Below are 20,433 nucleotides of genomic sequence, written 5' to 3'. Positions count from 1 at the left end.
TTACTCGCAGTATATTTTCACTGTTTTATACAATTTCTTCTTCATTTGCATATATAGTAAAGAATCTATCCATAGAAGCCAACTGCAATACAGATTTGATTTCATAGGAAATAGCAAGAAGAGCAAATTTCCCTTCTCTATCCATCATTCGCTTTCGTAAATTTGCGATAAGCGCAATACCGGAAGAATCAAAATAATTCACTTCACTCATATCAAAAATAAGGGATTCAACCTCTTCTTCTTCAATCGTAGAAATTGCTTTTTTTTTTATTACGGGTGATGTGTAAATATCTAGGTTCCCTGTAAACCGTAGTATTTTATTCTTTCCCTTGTCCCTAAATGATATTTCCATTTTTCTCGCCGTATTTACATGATTTTAATCAGTGTTTGTCAAAATCAACAGTATTTTCTATTCAGTTACAGAATACCATTTCATATTATCGGTAAAAATCGTATGTTTCCTGATTTTCCATTCTCAAAATATTCCTAAGGTCAATGCATAAACCTCCCTTTTTCGGCTTTTATATAAATTCAATTGCCTCAGAATGCGTCCTTTTCGTGATTTCGTGTTATTTACTCTATTATCTAGGTATATCAGCAATGCTATCAAGTTAAGGAAAAAAGGTAAGATCACACAAAGACACAAAGGGATTTAAAAAGTAATCTCAAAATGAAAAAGAGGCTAATAGTTATTACCTTTAAAATAATCAATCTCCAATATGCCAACTAAAACTACCAGTGTGATCTTAGAATAGAAGGCGATAATGATCAGAATTGGTGACTTAGTTTCTGGCTGACGTTTAACTACGAATAGCCTCGACACGGAGGTCGAGAAACCTACGTCAATAAAGTCCGAACATTAGTCCCTAGAAAAACATGGTCAAGTCTAAAATGACAACTAACGTTAAGAGTATCCGACGTAGGAAAAATGGCGAGAAAATTCCCCAAGAATTTTTCTCGTCATTTTTCCTATGTCTCCGAGCCGACCAACTACTAGCAAAGTCCTGTGACTGAACGGATGGCACATAAACTTGCTTATCCCCTCTGCAAGTTTTGTGACCATTAAAACTTTTTCCCCAAGAAAAAGTTTTAGGGCATCGCGGGTGGACGAAGGCACTGGACTTGCGTGAGTCTGACAAATATACTATAAAGTTTCACTTGCACAACTAAGCCGGCTTGGAGCAAGGGACGGGCATCATCCAAACATAGCCCGTTCCGCAGTGGATACTCGCAGTTAGTTGACTGTTACATCCTAATACAGAATATTCTTACTTTTCCAAATAGTCTTTTCCCACTGTTAATTCATCATTAAGTAATTGGTCAAAAGTATCAATTAAAGTTTTTGTTGATGCGAATACTTTCGCAATATGCTTTCCGTCCATCTTTGTATATGCTAGTAAACTTTGAACTATCATGACCAAATATCTAATCATTTCTTTTTGACGATACCCTTCTAAACTGTCGTTCAGAAATTTTTCCATATCATTTTTATTCTTTTCTGAATCTTTGAATAATGATAAGTAACTTATGTTATTATTATAATTTTTATCAAATACTTCCATGTATATTTTACATTTTTTTACTTTATCATTATTTTTTATTATTTCCCAAAAAGAATAAAAAGTTAAAGATATTAATTCTTTTGCATAAATGTCTATATCTTTATCCATCATAACTTTCATCATTTCGCTTATTATATTTGGTTGTATCTTTTTTATTGTATCAAATTCATTAGCCATTAGCTTTCTATTTTTCTTTTGGCTTAATTCAAATTGCTTCAAGAATTCTTCATACTTGAATAGGATAGCTTTCTCTGATTTATTCATTTCAAATATACCGAAAGCCATCCATTTTTTTTGTCATCTAATTTTCGCTAGTTTTTACTTTTTCTTATATTTATTCTTTAAGTGTTTAACTCTAAATTCTAAAAGATTATCTATTCTTTTTTCCCAATCATTTGCTTTTGTTGGCGGGAGCCACTCGATATTTTTATACGATGGTGGGAGCATATTATCCTTAAAGCCATCTAATTCTAATAAGTTATTTCCATATAGATCTAAATGTCGTTTAAAGAAGCATATTTTTATTGATTCTAATTTATCTGTTGGTTTTGCTAATCCTTTTGGAATTAACACTACATTGGAGACAGAAGTAAAAAGCGACGAGAGATCAGTTTTATCATTATACTTTCTAAAAACCTTTTTTTCAAACTTTCTTTCCTCTTTTTTATGGCTAAATATATGTGCCAATTCAAATGCGTCTAATCCACTTTTACCCCACACTCCATTTTTTCCTCCAGAATAAGCTTGATTCATTGCTAAATATGTCCATATGTATCTAGGGTAAGTATTATCATTCAGTATTGTTCCATCTTTCTCAAAAACATTATTTTTCCACTTTTTTACTTTGTCGCTCTGAATTGGTCTTCTTACTCCTGGAAAAAGACAATCTGAGTTTTTATAAAAATAATTCTCAATTTTCAGTTTTTTGTCAGAATACTTTTTAAATTCATTTTCAAATTTTTTGTTAGCTTCTATTATTTTTTTTTACAATGTCAGGATGTATATGATGAGTTACTTTTCCTAAAACTATTCCTATTTCCTTTTCGACTTCTGATGACTTTAATTTATCCTCAAATATAAATTTATCAAACTCTGCTTTCACTGTTAGTCTCCCGATCTTTAATTTATTCTGATGCAATGGCAACTAACGTTAAGAGTATCTGACGTTGAGAAAATGGGAAGAAAATGCCCCAAGCATTTTTCTTTCCATTTTCCAATGTCTCCAAGCCGACCAACTACTAGCAAGTCCCGTGACTTCAAATTATTTTCATAAGAAATAATTTGGGGGCGAAGCGGTTGGATGTAGGGCGCAAAACTTGCATTATTCTCTTGCAAGTTTTGTGACCGGAATGAAGGCACTGGACTTGCGCAAGTCTGACAAATATACTACAAAGTTTTCACTTATACAACTAAGCCGGCTTGGAGCAAGGAGGTGAACAGCTTCCGAACATAGTTCACCTCCGCAGTGGATACTCGCAGTTATGCGGCGTTTTTATTATTGTAAACATTAAAAATTATACTGTCACTATTATAAAATAACTCTTCATCATCTATTAAAATCCTCGTTATAAGAATATCTGGAGATAAAATTGAATTTTTATTATAATATTCTAAAATTTTCTCTCTATCAAGAATGCTATCTTGAAATAAGGTGCACTCAAAATCAATAATATCATCTTCCCAGTTATTGTCTTCATAAATAAAGGGACTGTTCAGTAAGATAGAATCAACATTCTCATATATTTTTTTTAATTCAGTAAACGCAAATACTTTAGTCTCATCGTCTTTATTCGAATTGGATAAGTGAAATAACCAAATCAAAGTTGATATTCTATAATTTTCTTTTAAGGATTTTATAATTTCTAAAAGAATATCTTTTATAAAATTATACATTTTAATAGAATTACATGTCCCATATACAATTGCTAAAAGTCGTGCACTACTATAAATAATAAATTTATCATAATCCATTGATAATCCAAAGTTGGGCCAAATCATTTTTAAGTGGCCATTATTGTTCTGCCAATTAATAATGCTATTTATTATATCTTCCTTCTTTTCTAAATTCTCCGTATTGTAATATTCCAATGCACCTAAAAAAATATATCCATACCATGAACTATAATAGCCTTCATATCCATAACTGTTTTTATTTAAAATATATCTAAGTAAATTATTTTTGTAGAGAGTATGCTCATAAATGGAAGTATAAAAAAGAAGATATTTATTGCTGTTGTTATTATATTCAAATTCCTCGATAAAAAGAAACAGTTGGTTGACAATTTGTGAATCCACATTATGCTTTATGAAAACTCTAAAGATATTATTTAAGTTAATAAATTCAGAGACTCTCCTATTCTGAGATAAAATATCTTTGTAAAAATTAATTTCTTCTTCTAAACTTAATCGATAAATCCTATAATTAAATTTTCCAAATTCCCTTTTTAAATCCTCGAACTTTTCGGAATCTTGTCCTTTTGTTAATACTATTTGAAACATAAATAAAGGTTTTTCAAATGTTGTATTGTCTTTGGCAAAAATTTTTATAGGATTATAAGTCATTCCATTAGTTGAAGTAGACTCTATCTCAAAAATAAAAAGTGGAAATTTTTGTTTTTTATCTTTAAACCAAGCGACATCTACAGCGGAGGTACTCCCCTCGGTAATTTTAAATTCATTAACTGAATAATATCCTAACGCTATTCCTAGTTGTTTTAGTAATTTTAAAAATCTTTTACCTGGTTCTTTTTGATGTTCTGACATTAATTCTCTCTTAATTAAATTTAATAAAAATGCCGCATAACGTTAAGAGTATCCGACGTGACTTTGAAACTCGAAAGTGCGGTAGCACCTTTTGAGTTTCAAAGTCATGTCTCCAAGCCGACCAACTACTAGCAAGTCCCGTGACTGAGTGTAGGGCGCAAAACTTGCATTATTCTCTTGCAAGTTTTGTGACCGGAACGAAGGCACTGGACTTGCGTAAGTTCAACAAATATACTACAAAGTGTGGCTAATACAACTAAGCCGGCTTGGAGCAAGGTGACTCACATCATCCGAGCTTAGTGAGTCGCCGCAGTGGATACTCGCAGTTAGGCGGCGGTTATCAATTACGAAACATTTAATCTATTTATGCAAATCTCCGCAAGATTTTTTGCAATATAATTCCAGTGCTTTATCTCTGTATTTGGAGAAAATGGATCAGGAATATATATTGTTTCTAAGTGTGTTTCTTTAGAATGAACTAACGAATTTCGGAATTCATACAATTTGTTACTAAATTTATCAAAGTTATCTTCTTTCAGTATTCCTTTATTTTTTAAATATGTAGTAAGTCTATTTTTTTCTTGTGGCTTAAGAATATGATTTAACAAATTTTTTAACATGCTTTTTTCATCTTTGGATTGAATTTTTATAATTATTTCTTTTTCTGTTTTTAATTTATCATATCGTAACTTTTTAAGTTCAGTCTCTAAAGCTCTAGTAAAGAAAAATTCCAATATCCTGTAAAATCCAAGAAACCCATTTTCAAAAGTCTGACAGGAAGCGTCATTATACAGCATAAGTGGTTCAATAGATTTAAAATCTTTTCTCTTTAACATTTTTTTTCTAGATATTTCAATGTCAATGTCGTCAGTGTCTTGAAGCTGAAGGATTAAATCAACCTCTATGTGATGTAGCATTAAAGATGTTTTCGACGGCTTTAGATAAAAGGAATTTAAGTAATATAAAGATTTTGTAATAAGATTTTTATGTTCAGTTTGTGGTGCATTATAAATTTGCAAAGTATAGTAATAATCCGCAAGGCCTAGGCGATCAATATTGTCATCGATAGTATAAAAAGGTTCAAGCAGTAAAATAAAAATTGGACTGACGCGATCTATTCTTATTATAGCATCTTGTAATTTAAATGATAAATTTATATCCATTGTATTTCCATATAAGCCAGTTTCATTCTCATCCTTTTGATTCTGACCTATTAGAAATTCTCCGTAATTTTCGTAACTAAATCCATAGTGTTTGTAGTAAGTGAATCCAGGAATCCTATTTGGCAATTTACGCTTTAATAATCTATTTATTTGTTTTTCTGACAGCGACAGAATAATTTCTGTATTAGGCAAACGAATGTGGATCCAATTCTCTTTTATTAGATATTTCAGTTCTTCAAAAAGCGATTCATGATTCTCAATATATTCTTTTATAATATTCAAGGTAAAAATTCCTATAACGTTAAGAGTATCCGACGTTTTGTAAAATGTAAAATTTCATCATCATTTATTTAAATATTTTTTATTCAGTAAGAAACTCCTAAAGCTAACCAAAATATCCAAGCGCGGTTTCTAATGAAACTACCCAAAGTCCTATATTACTTTTCTTCAAATCAGGTTTTATATCTCCATAGCCAAGACTAGTAAATATTTGAATTGAAAAATTTAAAGCTCGTTCATAATTAGTAATGTCTGTATAAATGTCATTCCAATACCAATAAGATAAAGAAAAAATAAAAATTATGAAAGCTCCGGTTACGACAGTAGCTGTAAATGAATGCCAGTTCATAGTTGTGATTGTTATAGCAAAATTCATTATTACTTTTGAGAATTTTTTGACTGGATTCTTTTCTTTACTAGCTGAATTAAAAAGATTCATGGTATTTTGATACCAATTAATGTAATTAAAAATATCTTTAAATTGAAGATCGGTATCATCGTTTATTAACTGACAAAAAACAAAATCAGTATAGCTCTTATTCTTTTTATTTATACATAGTGACCGTTTTATTAATTCAAAATATGAAATTTTATTTAAATTAGAATTTCCACCAAACATTTTGCTTGATATTTCAATTGCATTTACTAAGCTTCCTGACCAATCACAATTTGAATAGCTTCCATGGGCAGCCTCAATTCTTAAAGCTGAAACATGGCAATTTTTGAATGAACAATTATTTAAATTACATTTTTCAAAGCGAATTGATTGCAAAACAGAGTTACTGAAATTAGAATCCGAAAATAAGGCGTTACGAATAATTGCATTTGAGATGCTAATATTTTCTAAAGGAATACCTGCCAAATCATTCCAGCCTGTGTATTTTCGAGAATGAGGTACGTTTTCGTAAAAGTAATCATTTAGTGATTTATTATTTATTTTTAATTCGTTAAAGTCGATGATAGTTAACTCAAAATGATGAATACCAAGTTGAAATGAATCTTCATTTACTTTTTTTGTCATATCGATTTTTTCTTTTATAAAAGCCCTGACCTCACCTAAAACTTTTTTCCCAATATCAGTTTCCCAACGAATTAAAGATTCTATTTTTTGAGCTAAAGTCTGATCATATTCATTTAACTTCTTTTTAAGTTTCCCGTCATCATTGTACCAGATTTCAGTAATACTTCGTCCTTCAAAACCTAACAGTTTAAACAGGTTACGTATTTCTTCTGCCTTCACTAGAGACTCCTTTTAATTTTCTTTAAATTTAATTTAAAAATCCCATAACTGCCGCATAACGTTTAGAGTATCCGACGTGACTTTGAAACTCGAAAGTGCGGTAGCATCTTTTGAGTTTCAAAGTCATGTCTCCAAGCCGACCAACTACTAGCAAGTCCCGTGACTGAGTGTAGGGCGCAAAACTTGCATTATTCTCTTGCAAGTTTTGTGACCGGAACGAAGGCACTGGACTTGCGTGAGTTCAACAAAAATACTACAAAGTCTGGCTAATACAACTAAGCCGGCTTGGAGCGAGAGAGTGGACAGCTTCCGATATAGTCCACTCTCGAAGTGGATACTCGCAGTTAGGCGATGTTCCCACCCCGACCAATATGTAGAACCAGTCGAGACACGATGTCGAGGCTAATAGTAAAAAGTCACTCTGAGTGATTATCCCAATACTCACGCGGTGTAACAATATCTACATTTTCATATTTGTCTTCCGTAAAATCGTTTGTGTTTCCTGTTATCAAGTAATCGGCTTTTGCATAGACGGATAATTCAAGAAACCGATTATCCGCTTCGTCTGAAATAACATTTAATTTTATATCGGGGGAATATTTAACAGCAACTTCTTGAATCTTAGTAATGAAGGTTTCAGCTCTACTTTTAAAATCTTTGAAGACAGAAAATTTTGGTCTACTGAGAACTTCTACATATTCCTCAAAAATTGGACCCGAAATGCAAACGGTAACTTTGTTTTCAAAAGCCAATTCATTTATAATTTTGAAAGGGATACCGTTTGAAATTAAGGAGGCAACGACAACGTTAGTATCAAGAACGATTTTTTGCATTCATTCTCACTGCTTTAACTTCTGCACTAATTTCGTCCATCGTCATTGTAGATAGTCCGACTCTTTTTGCTATTTCATGACATTGATAGGCAGCTTGTCTAGCTAATTCAATGCTTATTTTGTTTAGTAATTCTTTGAAATCAATTTTTTCGGAATTGATACCAAATCGCTCAAATTCATTTTCGGAAATAGAAACAGTAATCGTCTTCATATGAGTAGTATTATCTTCTAACTTTAAAAATTCAACCAAAAAAATAGCGCCGGATTAGATAAGTTTTTAAATTAGGCTATTTACGCTGTTTACCGTTTAAAAAATCACCTTCGATTGTTCTTCCAAAATTAAGTTCTAATTTTCCTTTACCTGTAATTTTTCCATTATTAAATTCACCTTTATACGCATTTAATTTGGAGTAAATTATTTCGCCTATTCCATTGAAAGTGCCATTCTCAAAACTACCAATATAAATACTACCATTGGTAAAGGTATATTTTCCTTTTATAGGTTTGCCTTCTTGAAATATTCCAGAAAATTTATCCCCGTTAGAAAAAAAGTATGTTCCTTCTCCTTCAAAAAATCCTCTTTTAAAGTCTCCCGTGTATTTATCCCTATTCTCCTTAAATTCTACGGTGCTCTTTGTTTCAAAACAATCACCCGTATTACACTTATAGAGACTATTGCAAGCGCATAATGATAAGATTAGTGAAATGATAAATAGTTTCATGTTTTCCTTCCGTCAGAATTATTAATTTTCAAATTTAAGTAAGCCACCAAACACCCAACCAGTTTTTTCTCCCTCCGTAGGGTCTATATAAATTACTTTATACCACGGACTGCAAAGATCATATATTTTATCAACGTTATTTGCTGGTTCAATGATTTTTAATTTTGAGCGATCAGGGAGTAATAGTATTTTGTCGTAACTTTGACTAGGACCAACTCTTAAGAATAAACCTTTGGGTTCGTTTACTTGTGCAAAAGTGTTATTCCTCTTTGGCGCAAAATAAGTACAATCGTTAACTTTTTGAATATTTTCTTTAGGTTTTTTATAGTCCGGATCAATTTCTAACGCTTTTGCAAATTTTTCATTCGCTTTCTTTTTTATGTCATTTATTTTCTTTTCATAGTTCTTATCTTTATTGATTACCACTTCTTTATTAATCGTGATATCATCAATTAAAAGCTCACCTTCGTAATTGTTGAGCAATGCTGCGATCTTGGTCGTCTCAATTTCTAACCCGATATTTTTATGAACATATGCTATTTGCTCCAATAAGGATTGAGAGACTTCTTTTATTTTGCCCTTTCTACTTGAACTTGTAAGTAAAAGCTCATTAGTCGGAAACGTTTTATTAATCGCAAAAAGAGTCTTTGAATTATTAAAATTTATTATCCTTGCATTGATTGAAATATTATTTTCAAATTCAATGAAGTCTCCACTCAGTAACCAATCTACGTTATATAATTCTGCAAAATTTGTCTCGTTATTTAGTCCGGCTTTTTGTTTGGCACTTATTTCTTTTAAGACTTTTAGCCTATCTTCATTATTCGTTAACTCGAATTGCTTCGTTGTCGCAAAGTCAGATAATATCATTGATGGTAATGCCTTCGTTAAAGGGTTAAAATCAACCTTTGACTGTTTTAAACTATTATTTTCAAAATTTCCGTATAAAATTCGAATTTGCGGAATACTTAATTCTGGTAATCCTATTCGTTCCAGATTTCTAATATTTTCATTCACACAATTGGTCATGAAAATACAGAAAAGAATAATGAGAAATTTCATATATAGTCCTTTATATAATTTTAAAGAGATTTTGTTACCCTCTTAAATAACTAATAAGAGGGTAACTCTGAATTACCACTGAGCAATAGTTGTTCCTTCTTTTTGTCTTATGGCTTCCGTTAGAAAGTCAACTCCAGTAACACCGCCATGAGTTGAAATGATCTTGTTGTCATATTCATCTGCAACTAGAGCCACCATAGCTAAGGCATTAAAAAATTCATCAATATCCACATGATTCCCGCCTAATAAGGAATACCTATAAATAATTATATCATCTATCAGCCCAAATCCACCAAAATTAAATTCAGTATTAAGTTTGAGTAATTTAGACATTAGAGTAGAATCAACTCTTACATTCCGAACGACTACACTATACACAGAAATCATTTCATCGCTTTTATTGAAATCTGAAAATTCAATATAAACTATGGTTGAGCCTTCACTTGTCCAAAACCCTCATTTCCATATTCGTTAAGTTCAACTCCTCTTGTTTGAGCGAACTGCCTTACTTTCTCTCTTGATTTAAATGCCATTTCTGACTCCTTTATTTTTTAATTTAGTTAATAAATTAATTACTCGACCTTCAAGTTCTTTTTCACTTAATGAAGTTGACACAATATTTTTTACACCTTTTAATTCATCACCAACTTCGCTATTCACATAAACAATTGTATCTTGCGGAAGTTTTTCTAGTGCCGCCTTAACATAATTAGGCTCACTCGTAATTTTAACTTGTATCTTCTCCACTATATTTCCATTTACATCTTTACCGAAAATATCATTATCTGGATTATTGGTAGCATCGGGCATAAAATAGAGTATCCCCTCATTGTTTTTATTCAATTCATCAAGTAATTCCATTTCACCAAGAATACCTTTTATATTATTTGCAAATCCATCCATTGAAGCTTCTGAATCTAATCCAGAGAGGTAGGTCTGAATTTCATCCATGCTAGAATTTTCAGTAATCGTATTACAACTTCTTGCCAAAGCCTCTAACACTTCAGGATCCTGTAAACTTATTTCCTCTAATCCATCTATATCTGCATCAATGAAAAATAAAAAAGTACCTAAAGCCGTAACTGAACCTGGAATTGCTATATGAGTTGCAATTTCTCCAACCTTATGATAACGTTTTTTTTCTATATCTGTTAATTCATTTCCCTTAATCTTTTCGGCTAACGTTACAGTAATATTTCCGCCTTTATTTGCCGTTTCGATCATTATATCTCTAACCTTTGTAATTCCTCCTTTTACTTTGCTCGAAATCGCTTCTTTGTTACTCAATAATTGGTTTCCCCCATCTTCAATAAAAGTTCCAATTTTATTTCCTAACTTAGAATTTCCGAATAGACCTTTTATCATTCCGCCAGATTCTTTTAAAACATTTCCAGCTTTTTCTGGAGCCGCATCGATAATTTTTGAACCTATGCTGACAATACTTTGATCTAACTTTTTAATGTTATTGCTCAACCCAATAAGCAATGCTTTAAATTTTATTTTTGCTTTTCTTAACTCAATGGACTCTTTACTTTGAGTAATGATTAATTGATTTATTTTCATAGTCTTATGTTAATTCCTTCCTGTTTTTTAAAAGCTTTATTTTAATGTTTTATCCCGACACGGATGTCGGGATAACCAATTCCGACCAATTTTAGGGGTGGGAATATCGCCTAACGTTAAGAGTAGCCGACGTGACTTTAAAATTCGAAAGTGCGGTAGCATCTTTTGAATTTTAAAGTCATGTCTCCGAGCCAACCGTATGACTAGCAAGTCCTGTGACTGAACGGATGGCGCGCAAACTTGCTCTTTTCTGCAAGTTTCGTGACAGTAGTGAAGGCACTGGACTTGCGGTAGCTTTCCAAATAAACTAAAATTTTTCACTTAAACAACCAGCCGGCTCGGAGCAAGAGAGTGAACAGCATCCGAACATAGTTCACTCTCGCAGTGGCTCACTCGCAGTTATGCGGTGTTTTAGGTGCGCATACTCCTAATAAGCCTTAACCAACGCCTTTATCTATTACCAGCCTCGACACGATGTCGAGTGTAATACTTACTCCATTACCCAATACGATTCTTATATATGTTGGGTTTGCGAAGTTGCTTGTCAATTCTATTCCGTAGCAATTTCCGCAAATCCAACGTTGGGCGTGTAGTAAAATATTACTTATTTATCTTTCTATGAATTTGCATTCAACATCTCCCATAATTCTCTCCCATTCTTTCCTACAAATTTAAAATCTTAAAGCAAAAATGCATTCCCTTTCTTTCTTAAAGAGATGTTTTGAACTAAACGGGGTAAAATTTGCCTTTTTATGTAACGTCAGTTAGTTAGACGTAACTTCAAGAATTTAAATTTGACAGGAATGAAATGGATAATTCTGATAGTAAGAAAACGAGGTGTGTATGAAATACTTGTTGAGAGCATTGTTATTTGCATTTTTTCTTTTGAATGTCCTTACCTGTGATGAGAAACCTAAAAAACCTGCTCCAGAAATAGTGGAACAGACTTTTCCAATTCCACAGCAGAAAATCAATGTTGTAAGTGGGAGTTTGGTTTATGTGCCCGCTTATGCACGCATCTTTCATTATAATGATGAGCTAACATTATCTCTAGTGACAACACTTGCCATTCACAACACAGATCCCGATCATCCACTTATTTTAAGAACTATTCGTTATTATTCCGAAAATGGAACTCTACTCAAAGCGATTATTAAAGAACCCAGAATATTAGCACCATTGGCAACGGCTATTTACCATTTAGTTCCCGAAAAACCCGGAGCGGGGATAGGGGCTAATGCGATGGTAGAATGGGTATCCGAATATAAGATTGTGAAACCTATTATTGAAGCAATTATGGTTTCGAGAGATGGGAATATGGGGGTTTCTTTTATTAGCCCCGGTTATGTTGTTCGGGATATTGGTAAGTAGTCTATGCATGGTTTATTAACAGATATTGGAATTGCAATCGTAATTGCGACAGCAACTACACTCATTATTCATTTTTTAAAACAACCCATGATACTTGGTTATCTTATTGCGGGAGTGATTATTGGTCCATATATCACACCTCAATTGGTTGCGGATGTTCATAACATTGAAGTTATTTCAGAAATGGGATTAATTTTGCTTCTGTTTATTATTGGTCTGGAACTCAATCCACAAAACCTAATCGCAAATGGAAAGACAATTCTAATAACTGGTCTAGGGCAATTTCCTTTGAATATCATTTTGACTTTAGGATTCTTCCAGTTATTCGCTACTCTGTTTGGAGGTGCGAAACTGGAGATATTGTACTTAGCATTTTTTTGTTCTTTAAGTTCCACTGCGATTGTAGTAAAATCCCTTTATGATAAGTTTGAATTGGATTCTATTCCGGGAAGAATTACAGTAGGGATATTAATCTTTCAAGACATCTGGGCAATTTTACTTTTAGTATTACAGCCTAATTTCAATGATCCGCAGATTTCGTTAATACTAATAGCCATTGCTAAAGCCATACTCTTACTTATTTCTGGTTTCGTTATCAGTAAATACTTACTTTCCAGTTTATTCAGTAGGATTTCAAAATCACCTGAACTTGTGGTATCAGTATCTATCGGTTGGTGCGCGGCTGTTGCAGGCTCTGCGTCTTTACTCGGATTGTCCATGGAAATGGGTGCTCTTATTGCTGGAATTTCGATTTCTACGTTTCCCTATCATATTCACATTACAGCTAAGATATCACCTCTACGAGACTTTTTTATGACATTATTTTTTATTTCACTCGGAATGAAAATTCCAGCACCACAAGCAGAATTTTCTCGCCTCTTGTAGTCATTATCCTTGCGGCTGCATTTTCTAAACTCCTAGTGATTTATCCTTTGGTAAGATTAGCGGGTAATAGTCATCGTTCGGCACTTCTTTCTAGTATGAATCTAACACAAATCAGTGAATTTTCTCCTGTGATTGCAACACTTGGTTTGAAATACGGTCACATAAGTGAAACTACATTTTCTCTATTGCTGTATGGACTTGGGATAACGGCTGTTACATCCACATATACTATCAAGTATAATTTACAAATTTATAATTTCATCCAAAACATCTTGAATCGTTTAAGAAAAAAGCCTTCTATTCATGGACTTCGGGACACTGAAAATGCAGAGGTGGAAAATGATTATCCTATCGTCATTTTAGGATTTCATAGAGGAGCGCGTGCGTTTATTGATGAAATTAAAATCATAAATCCTCTTTTTAGAAAAGATTATGGTCGTTGATGACAATCTTGAGGTGCTGAAAGAGCTTTCTAATTTTGGAATGAAAGGAATCTTTGGTGATATCGGCAGCTCAGACACATTAACCCACGCTCTTATTCATGACGCGGCTATGATTATTTCCACTGTACCGGACTTACTTCTTAAAGGAACGAGTAATTTGAAGCTAACCAAAGTTTGCCGAGAACTTTCTCCTGATGCTGTAATCTATGCCACTGCCGAAATGCCCGAACAAATTCCAGCTTTAGAACAAGCAGGGGCTAATTTTGTTATTCTACCCTATTCTCTCGCTGGAAAAACTCTCGCTAGAGAAATTGCGGTCATTTCCAGAGACGAGCTGGCTAGTATATAGTGAATCAACTATCTTACATGCGACGATTTCAAATTGAACTGAATTAACGCAAAAGTCATGCGAAAGTTTTCTTTCTAGGAATTTGCATTGCACTTCTCCCATAATTCAATCCAACAAATTAAAATCTTAAAGCAAAAATGGACTCCGTTTCTTTCATAAAAGAATTGCTTTGAACTAAACGAATTAAATTTTTTATACATTTAAATTCCTCTTTACGATTTTCGAGACACGGACGTCGAGAAACCTATACTAAAATATCCTAGCGTTGGTTCCTTTATCGAACATGCCCGCACCTAAAATGCCGCATAACGTTAAGCGTATCTGACGTGACTTTGAAACTCGAAAGTGCGGTAGCACCTTTTGAGTTTCAAAGTCATGTCTCCGAGTCGTACTATTACTAGCAAGTCCTGTGACTGAACGGATGGCACATAAACTTGCTTATCCCCTCCTGCAAGTTTTGTGACAGTAGTGAAGGCACTGGACTTGCATGAGTCTGACAAAAATACTAAAAAGTGTGGCTAATACAACTAAGCCGACTTGATCGAAAAGCCCCACAGCGTCCGAACATTGTGAGGCTTTGAAGCAGATCACGCGAAGTTATGCGGTGTTTTAGGTGCGCTCACTCCTAAGAAGCCTTAACCAACGCCTTTAACTAAATCCAGTCTCGACACGATGTCGAGTGTAAAACTTACTCCATTACCCAATACGATTCTTTTTATATGTTGGGTTTGCGAAGTTGCTAGTCAATTCTATTATGTAGCAATTTCCGCAAATCCAACGTTAGTCGTAAAAAATATTCTTTACATGGCTAATTGATTCTAGCCTGTAAGAGCATTATTAAATCTAGTAAAAATTAAAGAAGTAATCCCTTCCTTCTCTTTCAATTTAATTCATATTTTCAAACACTAATTGAACTGTCATGACTTGTTATTATTAGAATATTTTCCCAAGGAGAAAACTGTTCTTTCTAGTAATTTGCATCCAACTTCTTTCATAATTCTCTCCCATTCTTTCCTACAAATTAAAAGCTTAAATACCACTTCTCGCAAATAAGTTCCACTATTTTTCTAGAAAGTGGTATTCCCATACTTAAAAGCATAGTATCCAATTTTAATTTAAATTTACTTTTGAGAATGGGTATAGCAAAATCGGAGTAGGCTTATTTCATAATGAGATACTTTTAAATAAACGCAGAAAAACTTTCAATCATTCCGCAGAAAAACGATATCCGGCATGACATTGCACACATTGACCGGAGATGATTGCTAGTTTTTTACAATGTCTTTTTTCGGATCCGCCTGCCTCGATCGTCTCTGCTAATGAATCAAAATCCTTATGTAAACCCATTCCCATTTTTTTAAAATCCATGGGAAGTTTTAACATGATTGTCTCATGACCGGATTCTACGTTGTTGTGTCCACTTGTTCCTGCACTTCTTGCAGACTCAATCATTTTCTTTTTGTCGTTTGCTTCAAGTCCCACAAGAACTCCATTCAGGGAAGTCAAAAGTCCTCTCATTTCTAAAAGAATAAAATTTTCTCTGCAGGATAATTCAACGTATCTCCTACCATCTGTAGAATGATGTGTATTTCCTGAAATGAAGAATTTTCCTAAAATTAATAAAACAATAACCCATAATCCAATTGAAATAAAAAACAAATTTTTATACATATTCTAAATCCTCTTCCACCAAATTATTTAACGCATTGTTGTAGGAAAGTAAATTGTTTTTTAAATCCAGAAAATCAGTTTTAATTTAAAATATTTCGAGAATGAAAAATATACAACTTAACAAAACCCATTATCTATCAATTTTACACTATTTTAATTAGTTGACTAAATATTAGTATCCTAAATAATTAGATTCAAATACGAGAAATAGGAATTTAACATGCAGACTACGACAGAATTTGTTCACCCAAAATCAACTAGATTTATACATGGTATTTCAGCGATTTTAATTTTGGGATTGTTTGGTATTGGGACGGCGATGGTTCAGCTGGATGATGAAAATACTACAAGACCATTCTATAGAGCGCATACATTTAGTGGATTGTTACTAGTGCTATTGACTTTAATTAGAATTTATAAACGAATCAAAAGTTCTCATCCAACACCAGATGGAATCGAAGGTGCGCATAAGATGCTATATACTGCTACGCATTGTCTATTTACATAACAGTGTTACTCATTGAATGAGTGGCAAGCACTAAGGATTTTGAACAATGGAATTTTATAAATATCAATCCTGCCGTTTTTAAATAGAGAATTGTTATCTGTAAACATTCATGAAATTGTTACCAAATTAATACTAATTCTTGTATTTATCCATGTAACAGGCGTTATCCTCTATCAATTCACCAAGGGAAATATATTAGCAAGGATGGCAATCAATGCTCCTTCGAAAAGTGAATAAGGGTTAGTTTTAAAAACCTTTTCGAATTAAAAGAATTATCGCCCAAAGTGTGGAACGGAAAGCCATGGCAAAAACATTTTCTGAGCTACCATTCCACTTGTGAAATAGGTAAAAAGTAAAAAGGAAATAACAAGTATATGTCCTAAAAAAACGATACTTGCCATTTTTAATCTGTTTGTAGACTGAATCCAAAGTAGGTATCCTACAAAAAAAGAGTAAATGCTATAAGGACATTGTAGTAAACCAACCAATGTAGGACTATCATTCCTTCGGGGTCATTTCCAAGATAACCGATAATCCTTCCTTTAAAGTAGGTAATGCACTTAATATAATCAGAAAAAAAGGCAATTTTATTGTAATATTTTTCATCTTTTTCTCCTTAATAAGTTTACTAATATTTAGGGGGCTAAATATTAGTAAACTTATTAATATTATGAAAAAGACGATATTACCTCCAAACAAAGAAGTTCAAAAAAAGATTTTTACAAAAATCAAATCTGAAAATAACCAATCCGATCTATCTTTGCTAAATTGTATTACAGAGATTATACAATTTTCTACGATTGTGAGCACTTCATTCGAATTACATTTTTCTAGATACAAACTATCTCAACCTGGGTTTCTTACCATCATGCTTCTTTACTCGGATAACGAAAGTGATTGGACCGTAATCCGATTGGGAAAAGAACTAGGTGTCAAAACCGCCAACTATGACCGGAATACTAGACACTTTAGAAAAAAACGATTTTATACAAAGAACACCATCGAAAGAAGATAGAAGAGTCATTCGAGTTTCATTAAGTAAAAATGGAATCAAACAATTAAAAAAAATTTTACCAGATCATTTGCAAAGAATATATTCTGTATTTCAATTGTTCGATGTAAATTTTCAAACCAAACAACGAAAATTATTTTCTATGATTCTAGAATCTTTGGAAAATTTGAATAAAAAGGAAAGTTAAAGTTTTTTTTTACAGGAAATAAGCAACAAAACGAAAAAGTCTGGTTTTAAGGATTGCTCCGGATTCATAAAAAGATGTCTTGAACTAAACGGAGTAAATTTCTTATACATTTAAAAATCTTCTTTGCATTTTTCGAGACACGGACGTCGAGAAACCTATACTAAAATATCCTAGCGTTGGTTCCTTTATCGAACATGCCCGCACCTAAAAATGCCGCATAACGTTCACGGTATTTGACGTTGAAATAAATGGAAAATGCGGTAGCACTTTTTTCATTTTATTTCAATGTCTCCGAGTCTACAAAAACAAGCAACAAAATATGACTGAGCGGAAGGCGCGGAAATTGCTTTTGTTTGCAATTTTCCGTGACTGTAGCGAAGGCGTATTTTTTAGCATGGTCTTCACTTAGAACTAAAAATCTTACAACAATTAAGCAGACTGGAGCAAGAGGCAAATCTTACTTGCCTCGCAGCAGATCACCACGCTTTGTTAGGGCAGACGTTTTAGTTGCGTCTACTACGATAAAGCCAAAATAACGCCAATCACTAGAACCAGTCCGACATGATGTCGGGTGTCAAACATTTTTAGTCTCAATAGCTTCCTTTTTAAATAATGTAGGTTGTTCATTCCTTTGTTGCCACCTATCTTCATCCACACACGTTCTCCAATGTCTTCGAGAACACTTAATATAGTTTGGGTTCTGGGGTACTCCCATTTTAAGTAACGGCAAAACACTCAAAATAATTTCATCAAATGTTGGGTTAGTATTGTTATTCTCCATTCTTTCGGTAACTTATGAGATAATATCTTACTCTTAGTTTAATATCTAAGCATGACTTACGGATTTTGTGTTTTTCCGAATGAGAAATTTTTCTGTCTGCTCATATTATAACCCAACCTTTCTAATAATATTGGAGTCTGATCAGTATATTGCTTTAGAAAATCAAGAAACTTAATTCCAAACCTTTATGATTAACTTACCATTAATCGCTCAAGAGTGGCTCCATTATCCTTCGCAATAATTCCTTCAACTATTATGTAAAACGATTTCAGAAATATCCATTCCTAAATTTGCTCTCATAATTGCTCTAGGGTTATTTACTTTTCGGAAGTTAATGTCGAGTTGGCCCTGATAAAACAGTAAATGGATTTGTCTTTTAAAGCTCGTCTGTCCATTTTTTGTGGACTGCTCCAACGTATTCAAATCCACACCTTTCTACATGTTCCAACTATTAGATGCCAAAATTGTGGTTCTTTATGCGCGAATACAAAAGAAAGCCATCTATCAAATTTTAAAACTCTATATATTTCTTTATACTATCTGAAATTAATTTATTGTATTCATTTTTTGTTTTGTGGTGCTCGCCCTTCTATTACTTCCAATTTAAAATCTTTTTCAGTTACTTCTAATCGCTTGTCTTCCTTTTATTACTTTTATATCATTTATGGTTTGCTCATTTATATAGTATCTCATTTCTTTTTTTGCATCTATTACTTTTTTAAAGCGAAGTTCAAAGTATTTCATAACATCTATAATCCACTGATCAAGAGCAACTCTTGTATCGATAAATAAGCAAAGATTGCTGAATTTCCTTGCCCATCTGCCGGTCTATTAGGATTTGTTATGGTAGGTAAGATTTACTTTTGTTAGAAGACCGGAAACATTAAAAGTAGTGAGTTTCTTAAATTCTCATTTTTTTCTTTTTAATAAGAAATTTGGCAAGACAGTTAAAGTAATTGTTTTTTAGTAAAAGTTTTTCATTAGTTTCAACATCCGGATCTTTCGGTAATCTAAAACCTTTGGATAAGGATATTGGCCTAAGGCTTTTCTATTTCTTTTTGTCTTTTGGTTCATTTTTTATATATTCAGATTTTATTTTCAAAAAGCATCAAAGAGTGATTGATCTCTACTGGAGCAATTAACGCATCTACAATAAAGACAGCCATCGGGTTAATATCAATACTTATTGCTTTCCATGATTCATTAAAGTTTCCAATTGCGGTTACTCACTCTTGAATGGGGCTCAATATTAAATCGCCTTTCTTGGAAAATTTTTATATCTTCAGCAACGACATTCCAGCTTTGTTTCTGTAAAATATCCGTGAACTCCAAATGTTTTGCACTTTGCTTCTTAACTTCACTTCTTCTAATAGCGTCTATTTTTATAATCAAACTCCTTGGCTTTGCCAGCATTTGTAGTCTCATAAGTAAAATGTTTCCTGCAAAATGAAAGCTTGCGATAGATAACCTTTGGTTATCCCAATTATCTCTATATTTCATCTGTTATCAAAATAGAGTATTGGTTCATTATCTCCATCTGTCCTATGATAACAAACTGTAACTCCATTACAAAGAGCAAAATATTTACTTCTTATTTCTGAATGTAGCATAACTATACACTTGCCCAACATGGTCTATCTGCTACTTTTCATTTGGAGCTTTTGCATCTGCTATTCCAAGCAAAATTATTTTCAACTTTTAAACAATAATCTGGAATTAAAGTTACGGGTTTCTTTGTTGAACCTGTTTTTATGAAGGGATGCTGTAATGATTTACTTCAACAATAGTTAGTTGATTGTAACCGCGTTTTTAGGATAGGTAAACAATTACTTTCTAACACTATCTTCTTTAAATCTCGATCGGAATCTTATTTTTTAAAATTCAACTCACCAAATAAATTTCGTTTGTTCATGCTCTTGCCACCTAAATAATAACGTGATAGTTCCTTCCGAGACACGACGTCGAGGAAACCTACAACGGAAAGCTTGGCGTTATTTTATTAGACAACACTTCTCCTAGTCCGCAACTAAAATGTCGCC

At 32.9% G+C, this 20,433-nt stretch carries 23 protein-coding genes; 7 read left to right on the top strand and 16 right to left on the bottom strand.

Annotation, left to right across the window (positions count from 1 at the left end):
* Positions 1-25: 25 nt before the first annotated feature.
* From IPH52_17245 to IPH52_17185, 13 genes are all read right to left on the bottom strand, one after another.
* A complete protein-coding gene (locus IPH52_17245) occupies positions 26-352 on the bottom strand; it encodes an STAS domain-containing protein (GenBank protein ID MBK7056756.1) in 327 nt (108 codons plus the stop codon).
* Between the two features lie 916 nt (positions 353-1,268).
* Entirely contained in the window at positions 1,269-1,826 is a 558-nt protein-coding gene (locus tag IPH52_17240) for a hypothetical protein (protein ID MBK7056755.1), read from the bottom strand.
* Between the two features lie 54 nt (positions 1,827-1,880).
* Entirely contained in the window at positions 1,881-2,315 is a 435-nt protein-coding gene (locus IPH52_17235; protein MBK7056754.1) for a hypothetical protein, read from the bottom strand.
* A gap of 211 nt (positions 2,316-2,526) precedes the next feature.
* The gene (locus IPH52_17230; GenBank protein MBK7056753.1) at positions 2,527-2,664 is read right to left on the bottom strand and encodes a hypothetical protein; all 138 of its coding nucleotides are present in this window, start codon (positions 2,662-2,664) and stop codon (positions 2,527-2,529) included.
* 377 nt (positions 2,665-3,041) lie between these two features.
* Positions 3,042-4,325 (bottom strand): hypothetical protein, encoded by a 1,284-nt coding sequence (locus tag IPH52_17225; GenBank protein ID MBK7056752.1) that lies wholly within the window; start codon positions 4,323-4,325, stop codon positions 3,042-3,044.
* Between the two features lie 344 nt (positions 4,326-4,669).
* Entirely contained in the window at positions 4,670-5,770 is a 1,101-nt protein-coding gene (locus IPH52_17220; protein ID MBK7056751.1) for a hypothetical protein, read from the bottom strand.
* A 103-nt stretch (positions 5,771-5,873) separates the two neighbouring features.
* On the bottom strand, positions 5,874-7,007 hold the full coding sequence (locus IPH52_17215; protein MBK7056750.1) for a pentapeptide repeat-containing protein: 1,134 nt from the start codon (positions 7,005-7,007) through the stop codon (positions 5,874-5,876).
* Positions 7,008-7,423: 416 nt separating this feature from the next.
* Positions 7,424-7,840 (bottom strand): putative toxin-antitoxin system toxin component, PIN family, encoded by a 417-nt coding sequence (locus tag IPH52_17210; protein MBK7056749.1) that lies wholly within the window; start codon positions 7,838-7,840, stop codon positions 7,424-7,426.
* A complete protein-coding gene (locus IPH52_17205; protein ID MBK7056748.1) occupies positions 7,821-8,051 on the bottom strand; it encodes a hypothetical protein in 231 nt (76 codons plus the stop codon). The genes IPH52_17210 and IPH52_17205 overlap by 20 nt, the downstream gene beginning before the upstream one ends.
* A 76-nt stretch (positions 8,052-8,127) precedes the next feature.
* Positions 8,128-8,562 (bottom strand): hypothetical protein, encoded by a 435-nt coding sequence (locus IPH52_17200; protein ID MBK7056747.1) that lies wholly within the window; start codon positions 8,560-8,562, stop codon positions 8,128-8,130.
* 21 nt (positions 8,563-8,583) lie between these two features.
* Positions 8,584-9,624 carry an SH3 domain-containing protein gene (locus IPH52_17195; GenBank protein ID MBK7056746.1) on the bottom strand — a complete coding sequence of 347 codons (1,041 nt, stop codon included), beginning with the start codon at positions 9,622-9,624 and terminating at the stop codon, positions 8,584-8,586.
* Positions 9,625-9,696: 72 nt separating this feature from the next.
* Complete coding sequence (locus tag IPH52_17190) at positions 9,697-10,011, bottom strand: hypothetical protein (GenBank protein MBK7056745.1); 315 nt, start codon at positions 10,009-10,011, stop codon at positions 9,697-9,699.
* Between the two features lie 135 nt (positions 10,012-10,146).
* Complete coding sequence (locus IPH52_17185) at positions 10,147-11,187, bottom strand: hypothetical protein (protein ID MBK7056744.1); 1,041 nt, start codon at positions 11,185-11,187, stop codon at positions 10,147-10,149.
* 843 nt (positions 11,188-12,030) lie between these two features.
* Here IPH52_17185 and IPH52_17180 point away from each other — a divergent pair.
* From IPH52_17180 to IPH52_17165, 4 genes are read left to right on the top strand one after another with little or no spacing between them, the layout of a single operon-like run.
* Positions 12,031-12,558, top strand: a complete 528-nt coding sequence (locus tag IPH52_17180; GenBank protein MBK7056743.1) for a DUF3124 domain-containing protein — start codon at positions 12,031-12,033, stop codon at positions 12,556-12,558.
* Positions 12,559-12,561: 3 nt separating this feature from the next.
* The gene (locus tag IPH52_17175; protein MBK7056742.1) at positions 12,562-13,443 is read left to right on the top strand and encodes a cation:proton antiporter; all 882 of its coding nucleotides are present in this window, start codon (positions 12,562-12,564) and stop codon (positions 13,441-13,443) included.
* Complete coding sequence (locus IPH52_17170; protein ID MBK7056741.1) at positions 13,350-13,886, top strand: cation:proton antiporter; 537 nt, start codon at positions 13,350-13,352, stop codon at positions 13,884-13,886. The genes IPH52_17175 and IPH52_17170 overlap by 94 nt, the downstream gene beginning before the upstream one ends.
* Positions 13,876-14,235 (top strand): NAD-binding protein, encoded by a 360-nt coding sequence (locus IPH52_17165; GenBank protein MBK7056740.1) that lies wholly within the window; start codon positions 13,876-13,878, stop codon positions 14,233-14,235. The genes IPH52_17170 and IPH52_17165 overlap by 11 nt, the downstream gene beginning before the upstream one ends.
* 1,206 nt (positions 14,236-15,441) lie before the next feature.
* Here the strand turns inward: IPH52_17165 and IPH52_17160 are convergent.
* Positions 15,442-15,906 carry a hypothetical protein gene (locus IPH52_17160; protein ID MBK7056739.1) on the bottom strand — a complete coding sequence of 155 codons (465 nt, stop codon included), beginning with the start codon at positions 15,904-15,906 and terminating at the stop codon, positions 15,442-15,444.
* A 220-nt stretch (positions 15,907-16,126) separates the two neighbouring features.
* Here IPH52_17160 and IPH52_17155 point away from each other — a divergent pair, with 220 nt between their 5' ends.
* A complete protein-coding gene (locus IPH52_17155) occupies positions 16,127-16,414 on the top strand; it encodes a cytochrome b/b6 domain-containing protein (protein MBK7056738.1) in 288 nt (95 codons plus the stop codon).
* A gap of 90 nt (positions 16,415-16,504) precedes the next feature.
* Entirely contained in the window at positions 16,505-16,651 is a 147-nt protein-coding gene (locus tag IPH52_17150) for a cytochrome b/b6 domain-containing protein (protein ID MBK7056737.1), read from the top strand.
* A gap of 35 nt (positions 16,652-16,686) precedes the next feature.
* Here the strand turns inward: IPH52_17150 and IPH52_17145 are convergent, their stop codons facing one another.
* A complete protein-coding gene (locus tag IPH52_17145; protein MBK7056736.1) occupies positions 16,687-16,902 on the bottom strand; it encodes a hypothetical protein in 216 nt (71 codons plus the stop codon).
* 459 nt (positions 16,903-17,361) lie between these two features.
* On the opposite strand from IPH52_17145, the gene IPH52_17140 reads away from it, so the two are divergent.
* Complete coding sequence (locus IPH52_17140; GenBank protein ID MBK7056735.1) at positions 17,362-17,613, top strand: MarR family transcriptional regulator; 252 nt, start codon at positions 17,362-17,364, stop codon at positions 17,611-17,613.
* A 1,984-nt stretch (positions 17,614-19,597) separates the two neighbouring features.
* Here IPH52_17140 and IPH52_17135 read toward each other — a convergent pair.
* Positions 19,598-19,894, bottom strand: a complete 297-nt coding sequence (locus IPH52_17135) for a hypothetical protein (GenBank protein MBK7056734.1) — start codon at positions 19,892-19,894, stop codon at positions 19,598-19,600.
* Positions 19,895-20,433 lie beyond the last annotated feature (539 nt).

Source organism: Leptospiraceae bacterium (genome assembly GCA_016708435.1).
In the GTDB taxonomy this organism is placed as follows: Bacteria; Spirochaetota; Leptospiria; order Leptospirales; family Leptospiraceae; genus UBA2033.
This window is presented reverse-complemented; position numbering and strand designations above follow the sequence as displayed.